Here is an 18,411-nt window from a genome sequence, read left to right as displayed (position 1 = left end):
GGGTTTACAATGGTTTTATTTCCTGCAGAGATTTGGTAAAATGGCTGCCTGCTTTTCAGCATAGACCGTAAGTTGTTATGCAAAATAAATCATTTATTCCTCTGTTCTTGCTGGCTATCCTCCTTGTAATCGGGATTTTTATTGGGTACCGCATGCTGCAGGAGACAGCACCGCCGACTCCGACCGAATTACCGGCTCCCCTGGTGGAACACCATGCTTATACACAAACACCCACCGTCACGCTGACCCCCAGCCCGACCGCCACCTTTACGCCAACACCGACCGCGACTGCCACCCTGACACCGCTGCCCAGCCAGACTCCCACTCCAACCGCTACACCTGACCCTTACCTGGACCTGTACATTTCCAGCCTGATGGAGCGTAAGTACGGCGGCGGGTTAATTCAGGACGCCGGGGATCTGAATTCCGCCGGCAACTTCATCCGCAAGTTATTTAAATATCGCAGCGAAGGGTTGGATATGTATGGGTTTATCGATATTCCTTTCGGTAAGGGACCTTTCCCTGTAATCGTGATGCTGCATGGCTACGTTGACCCGGACGAGTACAGTACCCTGGATTATTCCACGCGTTACGCGGATACCCTGGCTGAGGACGGTTATATTGTCGTGCACCCCAACCTGCGCGGTTATGCGCCTTCAGCGAAAGGCGATAATTTCCTTGGCATCGGCGATACAGTGGATGTGCTCAACCTGATCAGCCTGCTGCGCAGTCAGGCCGGCAGCCCCGGTTTTCTGCAGAAAGCCGATCCGGAACGCCTGGGGTTATGGGGGCACAGCATGGGCGGCGGCATTGTCCAGCGCGTCTTGATTGTCGATCCGGATATTCGTGCTGCGCTGCTATATGCCTCGGTAAGCGCGGACGAAGCACTGAACCTGGCGCATTTCGATGACGACGGCCGCGGAAATAAAAAACAGCGCATTCCGCAGGAGGCGCTTACTTTGATTTCCCCGGTGTATTTCCTGGATAAAATCAATGCGCCGCTCAGCATTCAGCATGGTGAAGCGGATACCGTTGTGCCGGTGGAATGGTCGCAGGATCTCTGCGATAAATTGGATGAGCTGGGGAAGGATGTGCAGTGTACGTATTATCCCAAACAGCCGCATACTTTCCAAAACAGCGGGGACACCCAATTGATAGCCCATACGCTTGATTTCTTTGATACTTATTTAAAACCGGCTGAGTAATCCAACTTTGTAAGCTTTCATTTTTAATCTGATACGGTTTTAGGGCGGAATCTTCACCGGAGAAAGGGTTTCTTGGGTTGTTTCCCGGAAACCTCTTAGTCTATTCTTCGTATATCTAGATGAATAAAAGTTCTGGAGGAATTATGTCTGAAGATCATGACTTTGAAGAAAAAGATGAAAAAGAGATGGAAATGAACCATAATCATAAAGCAGAGGAAAATGACGCATTGAGCACCGTCGTGTGGGCATTTATCCTGATTTGGGCTGGCCTCGTATTTTTGGCATCCAACCTGAATTGGTTTGACCAAATGGGACTGGTAATCAGTAATAATTGGACTTGGAGTTTCAGCCGTTTTGGCGTATGGAATCTCATCGCCCTTGGAACCGGAGCCATTTTGCTGGTGGAAGCGGCTGTACGGCTTTTAGTTCCGGAGCTGCGCCATAACATGGGCGGCGCGCTGATCGGCGGTATCGTCTTGATTGGCGTTGGTTTGGGTGGTTGGTTTAGCTGGTCTTATCTCTGGCCGCTGATTCTCATCGCGGTGGGCGTCAACGTCCTCATAACCGGCCTGAGCCGCAAGCGCGAATAGCGTTCCGAATTAAATCGGCGGGAAAACCGCCGATTTTTTTATCTAGCCAAGCAGTCGGGGGTTTAAAGCAAAAGAATCCTGGATCAGGATTCCATGCCGACCATAAATAATAAATAATAAAATTATGGCAGTAAATGGGCGCGTTTATCGTAGGATAACAGCCGGTCGATAAAGACTTTTTGATTCAACTGATTCTTTGGCTGGTTGCGCATAACAATTCCGATGATGGTTGCACCGGTTTTTTGAAACTTCTCGATAATTGCACGCGAAGTCTCGTTTTTGTTATAGCCGGGGTGGATTAATAGAACCACACCATCCACCTGGGCAGCTAATGAGGTAGCTTCTGTATAGAAAAATGGCGGGCCGTGCACGATAATTTTATCGAAGTGATCTTTCAGGTATTGCATCAATTCGGTCATCTTGGACGAACCAATATAATCTTTGCTTTCCTTGGGCAGCTTTCCGCTGGTCAATATATATAGATGATTGTCATTCAAAGCATGCATGACAGACAGCGGCGGCCTGGAACCTTCCAATATATCCACAAGGCCAACCCGATTGGGGATATTAAACTGATTATGGATAATCGGCCTGCGTAAATCGGCATCAATCAAAACCACACGCTTGCCATTTTGGACAATTAACGACGCCAAATCTGCGGCAATAGAACTGCCGTCAGTAAATGAGCGCGTATTCGTTACCAGAATGGATTGAATAGATTTTGTTTTTTGATTTATATCCATACATTAACCTGCGTTTGTTGATAGCTACATTGGTTCAATAATGCCAATCGATAATATTCAGAATATTAAAAAGTTAAAGAATAGAACCAATTCATAAAAGAATATCACCTTTTGGTGTGGATAAAAAAGATGTTGTATAAATCGGTGTCTATTTTCCAATTCCGATGGTGCAGGAAGGCGCACTGGCGCTGATGACAAACAGAGCGATGGTGAGGATTACGATCAGCATGCGGCCTTTGGTGCTGTGCAGGCTGCTGGTGGCTAAGGTCATTTCTTTGTTGAGCTTTTTCATTTCAGATCTCCTATGTATAAAAAGGTTATTTTCCAATTCCGATGGTGCAGGAAGGCGCACCGGCGCTGATAACGAACAGAGCGATGGTGAGGATTACGATCAGCATGCGGCCCTTGGTGCTGTGCAGGCTGCTGGTGGCTAAGGTCATTTCTTTGTCAAGCTTTTTCATTTCAAATCTCCTGTGTATAAAAAGGTTATTTTCCAATTCCGATGGTGCAGCTGGGCGCACCGGCGCTGATGACAAACAGCGCGATGGTGAGGATTACGATCAGCATGCGGCCCTTGGTGCTGTGCAGGCTGCTGGTGGCTAAAGTCATTTCTTTGTTAAGCTTTTTCATTTCAAATCTCCTGTGTTTTGGCGGTTATATTTCTGATAGTTGAGCGGCAAAATCGGCCAGCGAGGTGGCGCGAATGGTTGCCAGGCGATTCTTATCTTCGCGGTCGAGGTCAAATATTTCACCGCTGTAGCCGCAAGTTACGGCTTTGATAGGATCGTTGAGCAGCATTTCGCGAAATTTACTGTTAATAACCGCTGCGGATAAGATTCGGCTGTACTCCGTACTGGTTGCTTTTGCGTGGGCTTGGGATGTTGGTGATATTTGTTTTAGCATTTTCTGTCTCCTCTTGATTAGGAATTACTTTCCAATACCAATGGTGCAGCTGGGGGCACCGGCGCTGATGACAAACAGAGCGATGGTGAGGATTACGATCAGCATGCGGCCTTTGGTGCTGTGCAGGCTGCTGGTGGCTAAGGTCATTTCTTTGTTGAGCTTTTTCATTTCAAATCTCCTGTGTATATAAAGAAGGTTATTTTCCAATTCCGATGGTGCATGAAGGCGCACCGGCGCTGATAACGAACAGAGCGATGGTGAGGATCACGATCAGCATGCGGCCCTTGGTGCTGTGCAGGCTGCTGGTGGCTAAGGTCATTTCTTTGTTAAGCTTTTTCATTTCAAATCTCCTGTGTATAAAAAGGTTATTTTCCAATTCCGATGGTGCAGCTGGGCGCACCGGCGCTGATGACAAACAGAGCGATGGTGAGGATTACGATCAGCATGCGGCCCTTGGTGCTGTGCAGGCTGCTGGTGGCTAAGGTCATTTCTTTGTTAAGCTTTTTCATTTCAAATCTCCTGTGTGTATAAAGAAGGTTATTTTCCAATTCCGATGGTGCAGGAAGGCGCACCGGCGCTGATGACGAACAGAGCGATGGTGAGGATTACGATCAGCATGCGGCCCTTGGTGCTGTGCAGGCTGCTGGTGGCTAAGGTCATTTCTTTGTCAAGCTTTTTCATTTCAAATCTCCTGTTTTGTGTTTATTACCTGTTGCAATTGGCGATCCAGGTTGAATATAATTTTTGGAAAGATCATCTTCCCCATTCGACCAATAAAAACAATTCAATACCTCTATGTGTTGGCAAGCTGCCTGGCAAAATCAGCCAGGCTTAATCCTTCGTGAGTGGATTTATTTCTAATTGGGGTTTGTGTGAAAAGACCCGAAGAATAATGGCGATTGGAAGGTGCGCAAGGGTTTGCGCATAGATTCAATCCGAGTTGCGGATTAAATAAAACCGGATGCGCGGCATGATTTCTATGTAAACTTGGCCGCTGTCTTGTGCTTGGAAAAAGCGTTTTCATACTGGCACCTCTTTCATTTGATATTTGGGATTTCCAAGTTCCCAAAAAAGCCAGAAAGCTCCTAAACTGAGCAGGACATCCCCCGGACTAAAAGCCATCGGAAAATGGAACCATTCCGGTAGGAGAAAGACATCTCCGAGAAACCACAGGCGGGTAGCTGATCTCTCCAACAAGATATCCTTGCTGACGCCAACCCGCTCCCCCAGGGTCAATGTGACAGTACTACCGGCAGGAAGTAGATGCTGGGCGTTTTCCGGTGTCAACGGCATCATGCCGCCGTTTAGAATGATGACAAGAAAATTCAGGGCCAATCCGATCCCCATCAACCAACCCCCGGGTATTCTGCGGTTGATCCAAATGAAAATCACCAGTAGAACCTGTGATAAAACAAACAGGACGGCTACCCATTGATCGGGGATCGTGCTGCGTGTGGCGGGCAGAAAAAAGATAAAAAATTGCGGAATATAAGCAGCCAGAACCAGCCAAATATGCTGGATTTGAACAGCTTGATATGGCATTTTATAGATTTTTGCTCGAACGATGCCAAAAATAGCACCGGCCAGTACAGCGATTATTAGAACCATTTCTCCTTCTTTAATATATTAAAAAAACTCCTGTTTTTTTGGCAGCGGCGATCAGCGAACTTTTTCCCTATACAGGGCACTCGCTATATTCACTATTGGTTTCCAGACACTCCTGCCCCCTCAAAGGGGAAGGGGGCAGGGCACCTAGAGGTGAGGTAATGGTTCGGAGGGCTTGTATCCACAACCTCAGCATGATGATTAAATCAAAAGGGGGGCTTCAAAAGTGGCTTCAAAAACAAATTATTTGATAAAATCCAATGAATTGAGCAGGATCGAGGGTTAAATATGCATAAAAAGCTGTCCCGCAAGACAAAAATCGTTTATGGCTTCGGCGATCTTGGTTTTAGCCTGACCACAACTATCATTGGCGCATATTTCTTATTCTTCCTGACGGATGTGGTGGGTATCCAGCCGGCGGTAGCCGGTATTGCCATTCTGGCTGGGCGCACCTGGGATTATTTGAATGATCCCTTAATCGGCCACCTGTCCGACCGCACGCGCTCCCGCTGGGGCCGCCGCAGGCCTTTCCTGCTATTCGGCGCCATCCCCTTCGCGCTGGCATTCATGCTGATGTGGTACCGGCCGGCTTATGAGAGCCAGGCCGCGCTGGCGGTCTATTACTCGTTGGCCTATGTGCTGTTCGATGCGGCGGCGACTTTTGTGTATATGCCCTATTACGCGCTCACACCGGAGCTGACCGATGATTACGACGAACGCACCTCATTGACTTCCTACCGCATGTTCTTCTCGATTTTCGGTTCCCTGCTGGCTTTTACCGTTCCCATGATGATCGTTGGCACTTTTTCTCCCGAGAGCGCTGCGCGCGTCTTGATCATGGCGGTCATCTTCGGAACCGCCAGCGCGCTGCCGCTTTGGCTGGTCTTTCTTAATACGCGCGAACAGGAAGCCTTTATCTCACAGGAAAAACCTAAACTGATCGCGTCTTTGAAAGCGGCGCTTAAAAACCGCCCCTTCGTATTTGGCGCGGTGATCTATTTGCTGACCTGGGTTTGCATGGACATTTTGCAGACCACGCTGCTTTTCTTCATTAAATATGTGCTCGGTATGGAAGGCCAAAGCGAAATACTCATGGCACTCATTTTCGTTACTGCTATTGCCGCGCTGCCTTTCTGGGAATATGTCTCTCGCAAGATGAACAAACGCCTGGCATATGCCTTTGGGATTGGTTTCTGGGCGGTGGTGCAGATCATTTTGATCACGGTTGGGCCATCCGTTTCCGCGGGACTGGTCTATTTCCTGTGCGTGATGGCCGGCATCGGCGTGGGCGCTGCGCATGTGCTGCCCTGGTCGATTATCCCGGATGCCATCGAATGGGATGAGTATCAAACCGGTGAACGCCATGAAGGCATTTTTTACAGTCTGATCACCTTGATGCAAAAAATCGCTTCCTCTATCGCAATTCCATTGGTGGGCGTGTTATTGGAGGTGACCCATTACCAGGCAAATTCCACGATACAACCGGACAGCGCGGTGTTTGGAATCCGCATGTTGGTCGGCCCCATACCGGCGATTTTCCTGACCATTGGCATCATCTTCGCGCTCAAATACCCGCTGGACCGCACACAGTTCACCGCCCTGGTGGATGAGCTCCAAATCCGCCGGGAGAAAGCCTAGCCATGCAGAATCTGGATATTCGCCGCGCCGAGACCCGGCGGGAACTCAGGCAGTTTGCCACATTTCCATGGAAACTTTACAAAGATGATCCGTTGTGGGTGCCGCCTTTGCTGAAAGACCGCATGAAATTCCTGGATGCGTCCCGCGGATCTTTCTTTGAGCACGGTAAGGCGGAATTTTTCATTGCCTGGCGTAACGGCCGGCGGGTGGGGACGATTTGCTGTGCGATTGATGAAAAAGCCAACCAAACCGTCAATAAAAAGGAATGCGTGTTCGGCTTCTTCGAGTGTGTTAATGATGCGGAAATTGCCCAATCCCTGCTGGATCAAGCCAGCTTGTGGGCCAAAGTGCACGGCATGGAAAGCCTGTACGGCCCCTTCAACCTGGATTACGAGGATGCTTACGGTGTGCTGATCGACGGCCGCGACCGGCCGCCGGCAATTCTATGCGGGCACACTACCGCTTACTACCGTGAATTCATTGAGGGGTATGGCTTCAAACCGGCGCGCGGCGAGAACCTGGCCTTTGCGCGCGACCTGAACAGCGGGTTGGATGAGTTTGAGGAATTGAACCGCTTTGCGGCTCGGGTGAATGAACGCAAGAACTTTACCATTCGTTCTGCCGATTTAAGCCATTGGAAAGAGGAAGTGGATAACGTTTACGAACTGATCAATCCCTGTCTGGCGCATCTGCCCGGTTTTGAGCCCTGGCAGCCGGAAGCGCTGCAGGAGTTGATGGCGCCTTTTGTCGACCTGGCCGAGGCTGACTTGATCCTATTTGCGGAGGACCGGGGAAAGCTGGTGGGATTTTTCCCGGCGCTGCCTAATTTTAATGAAATTCTCATCCACCTCAATGGGCTGCGTTATCCCTGGGATTATCTCAAAGCGCTCCGCTATGCGCGCCAAAAGCCGAAGAGCGCTTCCATCAAAAGTGTGCTGGTGCTGCCGGAATATTGGGGCAGCGGCGTGGCCATCATGTTGTTCGCGGAGATGATCAAGCGGCTGCGGGCCGCTGGCTATGAATGGGTGGATATGTCGCTCACTTCGGACGACAATCCCCGCACGCCGGCCCTGGCGGAACGAGTGGGGGCGCAGGTTTATAAGCGTTACCAGGTTTATCGGAAAATTTTATAAGCGCGCTTTTGTTAACTTTCACGGATGATACAATATGGATAAATAAGGTGATTATTATTCAATAAGTATTGCTGTTAATGGAGAGCGATATGACTGAAAAAGCCTATTTCGATCGCCGTGATTTTCTTAAAAAAATGGGGGTGATAGGGGCCGGAATTTACCTGGCCGGTTGTGCGAAAAAGAACAACCCATCCCTTCCAACGCCATTTTCAGATACCACCCAGGCCGCGACCGCTGTTGAAGCGCAAGAGAATTCCAATGCTGCGTCCACACAAACACCATCTTATGGAGATGTCTACCTTTCGGTTGCCCACGGAGAAGACGCGGCGGAATTGACGCGGCGGGCGATTGCCGCTATCGGCGGGATTGAGCGATTCGTGTCCCGGGGCGCGGATGTGATCATCAAGCCCAACATCTGCACGGATTATTATCCCTATGAATATGGCGCGACGACCAATCCCATTGTCGTGGCGACTTTGGTCAGCCTGGCTTTCGGCGCCGGCGCCGGACGGGTGCGCGTGATGGACAATCCTTTCGGCGGTACAGCTCAAAGCGCTTATAAAAAAAGTGGGATTCAGGACGCGGTAGAGGCAGCCGGTGGGGAAATGGAAGTCATGAATTCCAATAAATTCCTGACGGCGGAAATTCCGGACGGTCTGGATATTAAAGAATGGCCATTCTATAAGGATATTTTGAGCGCGGATGTGGTCATTGATGTACCCATCGCCAAGCATCACGGTACGACCGGCTTGACCCTTGGTTCAAAGAATTTGCTGGGCACCATCCTCAACCGCGGACAGATCCACCAAAATATTCACCAGCGCATCGCGGACCTGGTCAGCCGGGTGCGTCCGGCCCTGACCGTGGTGGATGCCGTGCGTATCCTGATGGACAATGGACCGACCGGCGGTAATCTGGATGATGTGCGCCGGGCCAATACGGTCATCGCCAGCGCGGATATCGTTGCAGCCGATGCTTATGCGGCTACGCTGTTTGGCAAACGCGGGAGCGATATCGGTTATATCCAGGCCGCTGCCAACATGGGCCTTGGCACCCTTGACCTGGAGGCTATCAAAATCGAGGAGATAACCGTTTGAGCGGCAAACGACTGCATTCTTTTCGCATCCTAAGCCAGATTCTGTCTTTCGTGCTTTTCATGTACCTGTTTGTGCAGGCGGTCTATTTGAACGGTTCGCCGCTGCCCAGTGATTTGTTTTACCGGCTGGACCCGCTTATCGCGGCCACAGCCATGTTGGCCGGCAGGGCATTGAAGGCCGGACTGTTATATGCGCTGATTACCCTGCTGGCGGCTCTGGTTTTCGGCCGGGTGTGGTGCGGTTGGCTGTGTCCGTTTGGCTCGCTGTTGGAATGGTTTTCGCCTAAGAGCCATGGAAAAAGCGTTCCCTCCGGCTGGCGCACGGTCAAATACCTGCTCTTCTTCATTTTGATTTTTGCGGCTGTCTTCGGTAACCAGACGCTGGCGTTTATGGATCCCATTTCTATTCTGACCCGCTCCATGACCGCTGTTATCTGGCCCGCGGTACGCTTTCTGGTCTATGGGCTGGAAAGTTTTTTGTACAAATTCGAGTTTCTTTGGCCATTACTGGACAGCTTTGACCGCAGCATATTACTGCCTCTCTTTCAGGGCATTGAATCGGTATTCATTGCCGCGCTGCCAATCTTCATATTTTTCTCGGTAATTTTGGCACTGAACTGGGTGGCGGAGCGCTTCTGGTGCCGCTATCTCTGCCCGTTGGGCGGTATGCTTGGCCAGGTTTCGCGGCTGTCCATCTTTCGCAGGCAGGTTGGGGAAGCGTGTACGGATTGCGGCCTGTGCGCGCGTATCTGCCCGACCGGAACAATCGATCCGTCCAAAGCGTATGCCAGCGACCCGGCCGAATGTACTGTTTGCTACGACTGTGTGAACGCATGCCCTGTGCAGGCGATCAGCTTTGCTCCGCAGCTGCCGGGTTGGAAAATGGCCGAAGTGCAGCCCTATGACCCGGATAAACGCCAGACCTTATTAATTATGGCCGGCACCCTGGGAGGACTGGCTTTGACAGGTATCGAACCTGTCCGCAGGCGCCAGCCTGACCGGCTCCTTCGCCCGCCGGGCGCCCGCTTGACCGAGTTCACGTCTGTGTGTATGCGTTGTGGGGAATGCGTGCGCGTCTGCCCCACCCAGGGCTTACAACCCAGTTTACTGGAAGGTGGTTGGCAGAATATCTATACCCCCCATCTGGTGCCCCGCCTGGGCTACTGCAGCTATACCTGCACAGCCTGTATCCAAACCTGCCCGACCGGAGCGATCCCGCCGCTGAGTATTGAGGAAAAACAAAAAACGCCTATCGGTCTGGCTAGTATTAATACCGACCGCTGCCTGCCTTGGGCATATCAAACAATTTGCAGTGTCTGTGAGGAAATGTGCCCGCTGCCGGAAAAGGCGATTAACCTGATCGACGAGGAAGTAACCGCTGCGGATGGCAGCTTGATGATTTTAAAGAAACCGGTGGTGAACCGTGAGCTGTGTATCGGCTGCGGGATTTGCGAGTATCATTGTCCGGCTGGCGGCGAGGCTGCCATTCAGGTGCACACTTTGCCTGAACAGGATGTTTACATTCAAGGAATATAGTTTTCAATATGCGTTTATCCATTGCTCTACTGATCGCCGGCCTACTATTGTTATCTGTTTCATGTACTTCTAATCAGGTTCCGGCAACTCCAACCCCCATGTTGTCTCTGGATGAGGTTGTCCGGAGGACGCTCGAGGCATATGCTCAGCAATTGGCACCCACGCTGCAAGATGGGGATCTGGTCGCGGCTCCCGGTGAGGATTTTTCCATGGAAGTAACCCAGGAGCCATTGATGGAAACCGAAACACAGGTTCCTGAAATTACGGAGGCGGAAAACACGGAACTTCCGGAATCTCATTACATCTGGAATATTTGGGGGCATCGCCAATACTTTCCAATTGGCTGCGAAGCCTCGGCTGCCCATGATTGGGCCTGGTATTTTGGCGTGGAAATTAATGAATTCAACTTCCAGATGGAATTGCCGGTTTCAGACAATCCCGATCTGGGTTTTGTCGGCAGTGTCGAGGGTCCCTGGGGTCAGGTGCCGCCCTACGCTTATGGCGTGCATGCCGCACCGGTGGCCCAGGTGCTGCGTGATAATTATGGCATGACTGCCCGGGCTACCAAGGAATTCACGATCGAAGAAATACAGCGGGAAATTGCTTCAGGCCAGCCGGTGATCGCCTGGGTGATTGGCAATTGTGTGGGCGGGATTCCGTATGAATATACCGACCAGCAGGGCAACACCGTGGTTGTCGCGGCCTACGAACATGTGGTGATCATCACCGGCTACGATGAAGACTCGCTGCGATATATGAACAATGGCAAGTTCTACGATATCCAATACGAGTATTTCGAGAACTCATGGTCGGTGCTTGGCAATATGGCGCTTTATCTGGCAGATGAGTAAAAAGTTACCTGCATCTGCCAGATATTTTGATAAGCAGGATTAATCCCGGAAAATTCCGTTCAGGACCATCGAAACCACACTGACGATGACCGAACCCAGGAAAGCGGACCAGAAATTGTCCACGTAAAATCCAACGCCCATACCTTCCGCGATACGCGCAGCGATCAGGAAGGAAACGCCATTAATGATCAACATGAAGACACCCAGCGTCAGGATGATCAAGGGTAGAGACATCACCCCCAGGATGGGGCGCACCAATGCATTGACCAGGCCCAGGATCAGGGCCATGACGATGAATACTTTCCAGGCGTTTTGATCTTCCACGCGGATGCCGGGGACCAGATAAGCGGCTGCGAATAGTGAGGCACTGGCAATCAACCAGCGAATGATAAGTTTCATTTTTTCTCCTTTTCTGTCTCTTAATTAACTATATTCTTTATACGTTCATTCTCTTGCAAAAGTTTTATATGAAAATTGACCATCCACTTATATTATGTTATAAGTGCCGAGTAAAAGAACTCTTATCCAGAGAGGTGGAGGGATCGGCCCTGAGAAACCTCGGCAACCGGACAGCGCGAAAGCACTGCCTATAGGTGCCAATTCCGTCAGATTGAAATTCTGGAAGATGAGAGGGAAAAGAAATAAAGCATTGTCTTTGCCCCTCCCACCGGAAGGGGCACGTATTTTTTAAAAAGAAGGATTTAACATGAATAACAAGGATGTGAAAGAAAAAAATTCAATTAAAGACCTGCCGCGCAATATTTGGGCGGTTGGGCTGACCAGTTTTTTTATGGATGTTTCCAGTGAAATGGTCATCAATATTTTGCCGCTTTTCCTTTCCAATGTGCTGGGCGTAAAGACCAATATCATTGGGCTAATCGAAGGTGTGGCGGAGTCAACAGCCAGTATCCTGAAGCTTTTTTCAGGTTGGCTTTCGGACAAACTGCATGCCCGTAAATGGCTGGCGGTGGCGGGTTATGGCTTGTCCGCGCTTTCCAAACCATTTTTCTATTTTGCCAATACCTGGGGGTGGGTGGCCGGTGTGCGCTGGGTGGACCGTGTCGGTAAGGGTATACGCACCGCGCCGCGCGATGCGTTGGTGGCGGATTCTATCTCCGAAGAAAAACGCGGGCTGGCGTTTGGTTTTCACCGGGCGGCGGATACGGCCGGCGCCATGGTTGGGTTATTGGTTGCCCTGTTAATCGTATGGATGGCGCAGTCCTCCAATGTGGAGTTGGGACAGGCTACCTTCCGGACAGTCGTTTTAGCCAGCCTCATCCCGGCTTTCTTGGCAGTCCTCTCGCTGGTCCTGGGAGTGAAAGAAGTGAAACCGACATCCGAGCGGGAGGCTCCCAAATTTGCCTTTAAATCGTTGGGCAAACCTTTTATGACTTTTATGGTCATCGTGGGCCTATTCGACTTGGGCAACTCTTCCGATTCTTTCCTGGTGCTGCGAGCGCAAGAACGCGGTATCAGTGTGATTGGCATTTTGGGATTGCTGGCAGTGTTCAATCTGGTTTACACAGTGATTTCTACTCCGGCAGGCTCGCTCTCCGATAAAGTTGGCCGGCGCAATATTATTATCGGCGGTTGGATCGTGTATGTGCTGGTTTATTTGGGTTTTGGTCTGGCCAGTGCCGCCTGGCAGGTATGGCTTCTTTATATCGTATATGGGTTGTATTACGGCATGGCTTACGGTACTACCAAAGCAATGGTGGCGGATCTGGTTCCGGTGGAACTGCGCGGGACAGCTTACGGTACATACAACGCAATTCTGGGCATCATCGATTTCCCGGCATCGCTCATCGCGGGTATCCTGTGGCAGGGAGCCGGCGGCTGGACGGGCTTTGGCCCTTCCGCGCCTTTTCTTTTTGGGGCGGCCATGGCACTGCTAGCCCTGGTGATGTTTATCTTGTGGAAACCACCGGTAAATAACCCCGCTGTATCTTAAAAAATATAAAAAAGCACTAACAGAGTTGAAATATTTGCCTGCCTTTATGTAAAATAAAGGCAGGCTTTTTTGTGAATATCTATGGCAGTTATTATTGGCGATTTGAAATTTGGCAATTTGTGGCGTTCCCATTCTGAAATTTTCAGATTGTTAGTAAGTCACGCTAATCGCTATCCCCAAATGGGTATTCAGGATGCCTATAAATTGTTGTATCAGGGGAGCATGGGCTCGGAACATCTCCTTGATTCCTTTGAAGAATATGAACAGGATTTATTGGTTGAATGGGATAGACTGGCAGAGGATGACAGTATTCCAATTTGGGAAAACATACGTCCGGATGGGCAGATTGTCCGTTTCTACCTGGCACCCTATAAGGCACGCGGTGGGCAGGTGCCGCAGCTGCTTACGCTGTGCTTCTGGTCATCTACACTGTTTGAAGGCAATGTGGAAGATTTAAAAATTAGCTGGGAAACAATGATCAAAATTGTCCGCGAGAAGCGTTGGAATAAATTCTCGATAGATGAAATCATGGAATTTGATCACTGGTTGAAAAAATATCAGTTTCCGCCTGTCCATCACACGGAAGCTTACCGAAAAGCCTACCATCCTTCGTACCGGTTGCTGCAGCGAGAATTTTTGAACATTCTGGCTCCGGTCAATCCAAATCGCTAAGCATCCCCCGCGTTATTTCAGATTTGTATCTTTATCTGACACTATTTTCTTCATATCAGAATTTGTTCAGGCAGATTATTCCAAAGAGAAAAGGCCGATTACTTAAAATATAATCCCTTTTTAAATATATACGTATGTACAAATAATAATTTGTGTTGTTGTTCCCTCAAAAGGGGGTATAATGCTCACAATTTGTCTTAAATTCAGAATTGGTCTATATAATTAAAAGAAAGGAGGTGTCATGGCTGTTCACTTATATTTATCCCTTATTCCTGAAGCATTGATCGCTTCCATGCTTACCCCGGAAGAGTTCGGTGCCTATTACGCGGTTGGATCAGAGAAGAAATCAAGGGGACAAGCAATTTTCTTTGAAATTGATCCGCAGTTCCGTGGCCAAGGTTTTCAGGTGGATGAAGCGATTAAGCGCTGTATTCCGCATGAAGACGGATCTCCTAAAAGATCAATTTATATTTCCGTTTATCGTGTACTTGAAAACATTCCTTTAGATGCAATTAAAAAATTGTACTTGACTACTCAAGATGGCCGTACTTTGGGAATTGAGCCCAGCCAGGATCTGCCGTTTGCAGATACTGGATTACATTTATATCGAGAGATATCCCCGGTCGCTCCATTGGTAGTCAGCGCGCATGGTCCACAAGCATTCTACGAACTGATTGTGAAGAATCCAACCAGTCTGATAAAACTACCGGCAGTATGTTTTTTGGAATTGCGCCTGGACGATCTGGCTCACGATCCTGAATACGCCGAAGTAGGTGATCTCCCTTATGCAAACATGGAGCATCTGCGCAGTTGTTTAGTTAGCCTGCGTTCCAAAGCAGTTAGTTCCAAAATGGTTGACCGCTTGCCATCCAGCGGTATCCCTTTCAGGACGATTAAAAATGGCTTTTTCGTAGGGAACACAAAAAAATTATTGTACTTCCCGTTCCCGGATGAAAAGACCCTGGTGGATAAATATTATCGGTGGTGGCGTTCAGCTACGATGTAATTTTTTTAACACTCACTTGTGATAAATAATTATGCTGGGTATCCCAGGTGGGTGAAGTTTGGTTTAAGACTCTTTATAAAAATAATTATTTAAAAGGAAATCATTATGGTTCAGAATTGGTTAGTTGTTGGAATAGTATCTGGCTTGATTTCAGTCGGCGTCGCGCTCTATTTATATTTTTGGGTGATGAAACAGGATGCCGGTTCTGAAAAAGCACAAGAAGTAGCTGGCTGGATTCGTGAAGGTGCAGCTTCTTATTTGAAACGGTTGTATACAGCCTTAACCCTGGTTGCAGTGATCTTGGGCGTTATCATCGCGGTAGTCTTCAGCTTTGATCTGAACCAGGTAGGTATCGGCCCCATGGAATTTACCCTTGCATCTGGCTTGGAAACAGCCGGCGCCTTTATCGTTGGTGCCGTTTGTTCTGCTCTGGCCGGATATATGGGCATGACGGTGGCGGTACAGGCCAACGTTCGCAGTGCTGTGGCCGTAGCCGAACATCTGAACAAGGGCTTTAAAGTGGCTTTCTTCGCCGGCGCAGTGATGGGTTTGGCGATGGTCGGTTTGGCTGTAGCTGGTATGAGCACCATCTACCTGGTAACGAACAATCCGGAAGTTGTGCTGGGCTTCAGCTTTGGCGCGTCCACTTTGGCTCTGTTAGCCAAAGCCGGCGGCGGTATTTACACCAAGACGGCTGATATTGCGGCCGACCTGGTTGGTAAAGTGGAAGTTGGTATCCCTGAAGACGATCCCCGCAACCCGGCAGTTGTAGCCGATAATGTGGGCGACAACGTCGGTGACGTGGCCGGTATGGGCGCGGATATTTTCGACAGTTACGTAGCCAGCGCAGTGGCATCCATGCTGCTGGGTGCGGCTATGGGCGGCCCCTTAGGCGAAATGTACACAATTTTTCCCTTGATTCTGTGTATCCTGGGTATTTATGCTTCTCTGATCGGCATTCAATTTGTACGGGTTGGCAAGAACGGCAAACCCGGCAAGGCATTAAACTTCGGCACCGTATTTACCTGTTCCATCTTTGGTGTAATGGTGCTCGCTTTGGTGCTGGTGGGTGGTTTTGACATCAGCGTTTTCTGGTCAACCGTAACTGGTCTGGTCACCGGCGTGCTAATCGGTTTCACCACCGAATATTTCACTTCGGAAGATTTCAAACCGGTGTTGGAAACTGCCAAAGTCTCCGATTCCGGTGCTGCCATTACGATCATCACCGGTTTTAGTTATGGTTTATTGAGCATCATCCCCTCAGTGGTCGGTGTCGTAATTGCCATGTTGATTTCCTATCATGTGGCTGAAGCATCCGGTGTTATCACGGGTATCTACGGCATTGGTATCAGCGCCGTGGGTATGTTGGCCATCAGCGGTATGATTGTTTCCTCCGACGCTTACGGTCCCATTGTGGACAACGCGCGTGGTATTGCTGAAATGGCCGGTATGGATCACGAAGTGATCGAGAAAGCGGACGTACTGGATTCAGCCGGTAACACGGCTAAAGCCATCACCAAAGGTTTCTCCATCAGTGCGGCAGCGTTGACAGTATTGGCTTTGTTTGCTGCTTATGCCGAAGTTATTGAAGCTCATGGGATTACATTGAATATCAGCCTGCGCAGCCCGCTGGTTGTGGCCGGTGTGTTCCTGGGCGCAATGACCCCGCCAATTTTCAGCGCGCTGACCATGCTTTCGGTAACTCACAATGCTTTCGACATGATCGAAGAAATCCGCCGCCAATTCCGCGCGGAGCCCGGTATTCTGAAGGGCACGGTTGTTCCTGATTACAAAACCTGTGTCAGCCTGGCGGCCGAAGGCGCTCTTTCATCCCTGGTCATCCCGGCTTTCCTGGCGGTTGGCCTGCCTCTGCTGGTCGGCTTCGTCCTCGGTCCGGATGCTTTGGGCGGGTTCCTGGGCGGCGCCATCTTCACCGGCGTAGTCTTCGCGCTCTTCATGTCCAATGCGGGTGGTCTGTGGGACAACTCAAAGAAATTCATCGAAACCGGCAAGTATGGTGGTGTTGGTTCCGAAGCCCACAAGGCCAGTGTGGTTGGCGATACCGTTGGCGATCCTTTCAAGGATACCGCCGGTCCCTCATTGAACACCCTGATCACGGTTATGTCGCTGGTGTCCACGCTCTTCGCCCCAGTCATTGCTGTGTTCCACATTTTCTAAGATTTATCTCCAAATGATTGAAAATTCCCTGCGCTTGCGGGGAATTTTCTTTTTAATAAGCAATACTTTTGTTGGTTGAGCCTGTCGAAGCCAACAAAAGTAATTAATTTATATCCTCTAAGTATTTTAAACATTCGTATTAGGCGGGTTACAAGCGGGGTGATTTAATGTGATTTCCTTCTTGTTTACTTTCGACTCGAAATATTGTTTAATGGAAAACAATATCAGTTTGTTGGACAAAATCAGGGGAAATTTTATTCAGGAGGCAGGGCATGCAAAAATTTATCGAGGGACTTCCAAAAGTTGAGCTGCATTTGCACATCGAAGGAACATTGGAACCGGAATTGATGTTTGCGATGGCGGAACGCAATAATATCAAATTACGTTATGGATCGGTGGAAGAAGTGCGGCAGGCTTATAATTTCACTGACCTGCAATCCTTCTTGAATATTTATTACGCGGGTGCCAACGTCCTGCAAACCGAGCAGGATTTCTACGATCTGGCCTGGGCTTATTTCAGCAAAGCGCACGCGCAAAACGTGCGGCACGCGGAGATCTTCTTTGACCCGCAAACGCACACCGACCGCGGGATCCCCTTAGAGACAGTCATTAACGGGCTGCACCGTGCCCAACAGGACGCGCAGAACAAGCTGGACTTGAGCTCCTTCCTGATCCTGTGCTTTTTACGGCATCTTCCTCCGGAAGCGGCACTGCGAATACTGGATGAAGCCCAGCCTTATAAGGATTGGATCATCGCCGTCGGCCTGGATTCTTCTGAAAAGGATCGTCCCCCGGCCTTGTTTGAAGAAGTCTACAGCCAGGCGCGCGCGCAGGGCTACCTGAGCGTGGCACACGCCGGCGAAGAAGGCCCGGCCGAATACGTTTGGGAGGCCTTGAAGCTGCTGGGTTCGCAGCGCATCGACCACGGCGTGCGTTCAGTGGACGACCCCGAATTGCTGAAATATCTGACGGACCGTCACATCCCCCTGACGGTCTGCCCGCTTTCCAACGTCAAGCTGCGTGTCTTTCCCAGTATGAAAGACCACAATATAAAGGAAATGCTGGATATGGGCCTGCGAGTGACCATTAACTCGGACGACCCGGCTTACTTTGGCGGTTACATGAACGAGAATTTCATCGCTGCCCAAAGAGACCTGGGCCTGACGCGCGACGACCTCTACCGCATCAGCCTCAATTCCATTGAAGCCACTTTCCTGGACGAGCCGCATAAAGTAGCGCTCAAACAGGAGTTGGACGTTTATTTCAGCACTCATGGGGATGCGGCGCGCTAGGAACGGTAATCA

Annotated in this window: 23 protein-coding genes and 1 riboswitch; of the genes, 12 read left to right on the top strand and 11 right to left on the bottom strand. The window is 49.9% G+C overall.

The genetic code is table 11. The annotated features are described in order from the left end of the window. The first annotated feature begins 77 nt into the window (after nt 1-77). Nucleotides 78-1,205, top strand: a complete 1,128-nt coding sequence (locus Pelsub_RS15105; protein ID WP_126440569.1) for an alpha/beta hydrolase family protein — start codon at nt 78-80, stop codon at nt 1,203-1,205. A 143-nt stretch (nt 1,206-1,348) separates the two neighbouring features. Beyond that, complete coding sequence (locus tag Pelsub_RS15100) at nt 1,349-1,795, top strand: hypothetical protein (protein ID WP_116226118.1); 447 nt, start codon at nt 1,349-1,351, stop codon at nt 1,793-1,795. A 122-nt stretch (nt 1,796-1,917) separates the two neighbouring features. Here the strand turns inward: Pelsub_RS15100 and Pelsub_RS15095 are convergent, their stop codons facing one another. The 10 genes from Pelsub_RS15095 to Pelsub_RS15085 form a co-directional block, all read right to left on the bottom strand. After that, a complete protein-coding gene (locus Pelsub_RS15095; RefSeq protein ID WP_116226117.1) occupies nt 1,918-2,538 on the bottom strand; it encodes a tyrosine-protein kinase family protein in 621 nt (206 codons plus the stop codon). Between the two features lie 148 nt (nt 2,539-2,686). Further along, entirely contained in the window at nt 2,687-2,830 is a 144-nt protein-coding gene (locus Pelsub_RS15745; RefSeq protein WP_158675157.1) for a hypothetical protein, read from the bottom strand. 25 nt (nt 2,831-2,855) lie between these two features. Next, nucleotides 2,856-2,999 carry a hypothetical protein gene (locus Pelsub_RS15740; RefSeq protein WP_158675155.1) on the bottom strand — a complete coding sequence of 48 codons (144 nt, stop codon included), beginning with the start codon at nt 2,997-2,999 and terminating at the stop codon, nt 2,856-2,858. Nucleotides 3,000-3,024: 25 nt separating this feature from the next. Further along, nucleotides 3,025-3,168 carry a hypothetical protein gene (locus Pelsub_RS15735; protein ID WP_158675156.1) on the bottom strand — a complete coding sequence of 48 codons (144 nt, stop codon included), beginning with the start codon at nt 3,166-3,168 and terminating at the stop codon, nt 3,025-3,027. Between the two features lie 24 nt (nt 3,169-3,192). Next, complete coding sequence (locus Pelsub_RS15090) at nt 3,193-3,441, bottom strand: hypothetical protein (protein ID WP_116226116.1); 249 nt, start codon at nt 3,439-3,441, stop codon at nt 3,193-3,195. Between the two features lie 24 nt (nt 3,442-3,465). Then, nucleotides 3,466-3,609, bottom strand: a complete 144-nt coding sequence (locus Pelsub_RS15730; protein ID WP_158675156.1) for a hypothetical protein — start codon at nt 3,607-3,609, stop codon at nt 3,466-3,468. Nucleotides 3,610-3,637: 28 nt separating this feature from the next. Continuing rightward, entirely contained in the window at nt 3,638-3,781 is a 144-nt protein-coding gene (locus Pelsub_RS15725; protein WP_158675156.1) for a hypothetical protein, read from the bottom strand. 25 nt (nt 3,782-3,806) lie between these two features. Next, nucleotides 3,807-3,950, bottom strand: coding sequence for a hypothetical protein (locus Pelsub_RS15720; protein WP_158675156.1), 144 nt, complete (start codon nt 3,948-3,950; stop codon nt 3,807-3,809). A gap of 28 nt (nt 3,951-3,978) precedes the next feature. Further along, nucleotides 3,979-4,122 carry a hypothetical protein gene (locus Pelsub_RS15715; RefSeq protein WP_158675155.1) on the bottom strand — a complete coding sequence of 48 codons (144 nt, stop codon included), beginning with the start codon at nt 4,120-4,122 and terminating at the stop codon, nt 3,979-3,981. Between the two features lie 339 nt (nt 4,123-4,461). Continuing rightward, complete coding sequence (locus Pelsub_RS15085; RefSeq protein WP_116226115.1) at nt 4,462-5,049, bottom strand: DUF5317 domain-containing protein; 588 nt, start codon at nt 5,047-5,049, stop codon at nt 4,462-4,464. A 285-nt stretch (nt 5,050-5,334) separates the two neighbouring features. Here Pelsub_RS15085 and Pelsub_RS15080 point away from each other — a divergent pair, with 285 nt between their 5' ends. The 5 genes from Pelsub_RS15080 (at nt 5,335) to Pelsub_RS15060 (ending at nt 11,300) form a co-directional block, all read left to right on the top strand. Next, the gene (locus tag Pelsub_RS15080) at nt 5,335-6,684 is read left to right on the top strand and encodes an MFS transporter (protein WP_116226114.1); all 1,350 of its coding nucleotides are present in this window, start codon (nt 5,335-5,337) and stop codon (nt 6,682-6,684) included. A gap of 2 nt (nt 6,685-6,686) precedes the next feature. Next, the gene (locus Pelsub_RS15075) at nt 6,687-7,817 is read left to right on the top strand and encodes a GNAT family N-acetyltransferase (RefSeq protein WP_116226113.1); all 1,131 of its coding nucleotides are present in this window, start codon (nt 6,687-6,689) and stop codon (nt 7,815-7,817) included. Nucleotides 7,818-7,906: 89 nt separating this feature from the next. Beyond that, entirely contained in the window at nt 7,907-8,914 is a 1,008-nt protein-coding gene (locus tag Pelsub_RS15070; RefSeq protein ID WP_158675154.1) for a DUF362 domain-containing protein, read from the top strand. Further along, entirely contained in the window at nt 8,911-10,449 is a 1,539-nt protein-coding gene (locus tag Pelsub_RS15065; RefSeq protein ID WP_116226111.1) for a 4Fe-4S dicluster domain-containing protein, read from the top strand. Before Pelsub_RS15070 ends, Pelsub_RS15065 begins: the two co-directional genes overlap by 4 nt. An 8-nt stretch (nt 10,450-10,457) precedes the next feature. Continuing rightward, nucleotides 10,458-11,300, top strand: a complete 843-nt coding sequence (locus Pelsub_RS15060) for a C39 family peptidase (RefSeq protein WP_116226110.1) — start codon at nt 10,458-10,460, stop codon at nt 11,298-11,300. A gap of 39 nt (nt 11,301-11,339) precedes the next feature. On the opposite strand, the gene Pelsub_RS15055 is transcribed toward Pelsub_RS15060, so the two are convergent. Then, the gene (locus tag Pelsub_RS15055) at nt 11,340-11,699 is read right to left on the bottom strand and encodes a phage holin family protein (protein WP_116226109.1); all 360 of its coding nucleotides are present in this window, start codon (nt 11,697-11,699) and stop codon (nt 11,340-11,342) included. Between the two features lie 119 nt (nt 11,700-11,818). Next, a riboswitch (SAM riboswitch) is annotated at nt 11,819-11,932 on the top strand. A gap of 74 nt (nt 11,933-12,006) precedes the next feature. Between Pelsub_RS15055 and Pelsub_RS15050 the strand changes: the two genes are divergently transcribed. The 5 genes from Pelsub_RS15050 (at nt 12,007) to Pelsub_RS15030 (ending at nt 18,399) form a co-directional block, all read left to right on the top strand. Continuing rightward, a complete protein-coding gene (locus Pelsub_RS15050; RefSeq protein WP_116226108.1) occupies nt 12,007-13,251 on the top strand; it encodes an MFS transporter in 1,245 nt (414 codons plus the stop codon). Nucleotides 13,252-13,332: 81 nt separating this feature from the next. Then, on the top strand, nt 13,333-13,923 hold the full coding sequence (locus Pelsub_RS15045; protein WP_116226107.1) for a hypothetical protein: 591 nt from the start codon (nt 13,333-13,335) through the stop codon (nt 13,921-13,923). A 241-nt stretch (nt 13,924-14,164) separates the two neighbouring features. Then, nucleotides 14,165-14,929: a hypothetical protein gene (locus Pelsub_RS15040; protein ID WP_116226106.1), complete on the top strand. Its 765-nt coding sequence runs from the start codon at nt 14,165-14,167 to the stop codon at nt 14,927-14,929. Nucleotides 14,930-15,034: 105 nt separating this feature from the next. Further along, on the top strand, nt 15,035-17,107 hold the full coding sequence (locus tag Pelsub_RS15035; RefSeq protein WP_116226105.1) for a sodium-translocating pyrophosphatase: 2,073 nt from the start codon (nt 15,035-15,037) through the stop codon (nt 17,105-17,107). 272 nt (nt 17,108-17,379) lie between these two features. Next, nucleotides 17,380-18,399 carry an adenosine deaminase gene (locus Pelsub_RS15030; RefSeq protein WP_116226104.1) on the top strand — a complete coding sequence of 340 codons (1,020 nt, stop codon included), beginning with the start codon at nt 17,380-17,382 and terminating at the stop codon, nt 18,397-18,399. Nucleotides 18,400-18,411: the final 12 nt, after the last annotated feature.

Source organism: Pelolinea submarina, from assembly GCF_003966975.1.
Classification (GTDB): Bacteria; Chloroflexota; Anaerolineae; order Anaerolineales; family Anaerolineaceae; genus Pelolinea; species Pelolinea submarina.
Note: the sequence above shows the minus strand (reverse complement) of the source record. Positions and strands in the feature narration are given on the sequence as shown.

What these genes read in the sequence shown, in the direction of transcription:
- Pelsub_RS15105 (WP_126440569.1), top strand. Translation starts at nt 78, where the DNA reads ATGCAAAATAAATCATTTATTCCTCTGTTCTTGCTGGCTATCCTCCTT.
- Pelsub_RS15100 (WP_116226118.1), top strand. Translation starts at nt 1,349, where the DNA reads ATGTCTGAAGATCATGACTTTGAAGAAAAAGATGAAAAAGAGATGGAA.
- Pelsub_RS15095 (WP_116226117.1), bottom strand. Translation starts at nt 2,538, where the DNA reads ATGGATATAAATCAAAAAACAAAATCTATTCAATCCATTCTGGTAACG.
- Pelsub_RS15745 (WP_158675157.1), bottom strand. Translation starts at nt 2,830, where the DNA reads ATGAAAAAGCTCAACAAAGAAATGACCTTAGCCACCAGCAGCCTGCAC.
- Pelsub_RS15740 (WP_158675155.1), bottom strand. Translation starts at nt 2,999, where the DNA reads ATGAAAAAGCTTGACAAAGAAATGACCTTAGCCACCAGCAGCCTGCAC.
- Pelsub_RS15735 (WP_158675156.1), bottom strand. Translation starts at nt 3,168, where the DNA reads ATGAAAAAGCTTAACAAAGAAATGACTTTAGCCACCAGCAGCCTGCAC.
- Pelsub_RS15090 (WP_116226116.1), bottom strand. Translation starts at nt 3,441, where the DNA reads ATGCTAAAACAAATATCACCAACATCCCAAGCCCACGCAAAAGCAACC.
- Pelsub_RS15730 (WP_158675156.1), bottom strand. Translation starts at nt 3,609, where the DNA reads ATGAAAAAGCTCAACAAAGAAATGACCTTAGCCACCAGCAGCCTGCAC.
- Pelsub_RS15725 (WP_158675156.1), bottom strand. Translation starts at nt 3,781, where the DNA reads ATGAAAAAGCTTAACAAAGAAATGACCTTAGCCACCAGCAGCCTGCAC.
- Pelsub_RS15720 (WP_158675156.1), bottom strand. Translation starts at nt 3,950, where the DNA reads ATGAAAAAGCTTAACAAAGAAATGACCTTAGCCACCAGCAGCCTGCAC.
- Pelsub_RS15715 (WP_158675155.1), bottom strand. Translation starts at nt 4,122, where the DNA reads ATGAAAAAGCTTGACAAAGAAATGACCTTAGCCACCAGCAGCCTGCAC.
- Pelsub_RS15085 (WP_116226115.1), bottom strand. Translation starts at nt 5,049, where the DNA reads ATGGTTCTAATAATCGCTGTACTGGCCGGTGCTATTTTTGGCATCGTT.
- Pelsub_RS15080 (WP_116226114.1), top strand. Translation starts at nt 5,335, where the DNA reads ATGCATAAAAAGCTGTCCCGCAAGACAAAAATCGTTTATGGCTTCGGC.
- Pelsub_RS15075 (WP_116226113.1), top strand. Translation starts at nt 6,687, where the DNA reads ATGCAGAATCTGGATATTCGCCGCGCCGAGACCCGGCGGGAACTCAGG.
- Pelsub_RS15070 (WP_158675154.1), top strand. Translation starts at nt 7,907, where the DNA reads ATGACTGAAAAAGCCTATTTCGATCGCCGTGATTTTCTTAAAAAAATG.
- Pelsub_RS15060 (WP_116226110.1), top strand. Translation starts at nt 10,458, where the DNA reads ATGCGTTTATCCATTGCTCTACTGATCGCCGGCCTACTATTGTTATCT.
- Pelsub_RS15055 (WP_116226109.1), bottom strand. Translation starts at nt 11,699, where the DNA reads ATGAAACTTATCATTCGCTGGTTGATTGCCAGTGCCTCACTATTCGCA.
- Pelsub_RS15050 (WP_116226108.1), top strand. Translation starts at nt 12,007, where the DNA reads ATGAATAACAAGGATGTGAAAGAAAAAAATTCAATTAAAGACCTGCCG.
- Pelsub_RS15045 (WP_116226107.1), top strand. Translation starts at nt 13,333, where the DNA reads ATGGCAGTTATTATTGGCGATTTGAAATTTGGCAATTTGTGGCGTTCC.
- Pelsub_RS15040 (WP_116226106.1), top strand. Translation starts at nt 14,165, where the DNA reads ATGGCTGTTCACTTATATTTATCCCTTATTCCTGAAGCATTGATCGCT.
- Pelsub_RS15035 (WP_116226105.1), top strand. Translation starts at nt 15,035, where the DNA reads ATGGTTCAGAATTGGTTAGTTGTTGGAATAGTATCTGGCTTGATTTCA.
- Pelsub_RS15030 (WP_116226104.1), top strand. Translation starts at nt 17,380, where the DNA reads ATGCAAAAATTTATCGAGGGACTTCCAAAAGTTGAGCTGCATTTGCAC.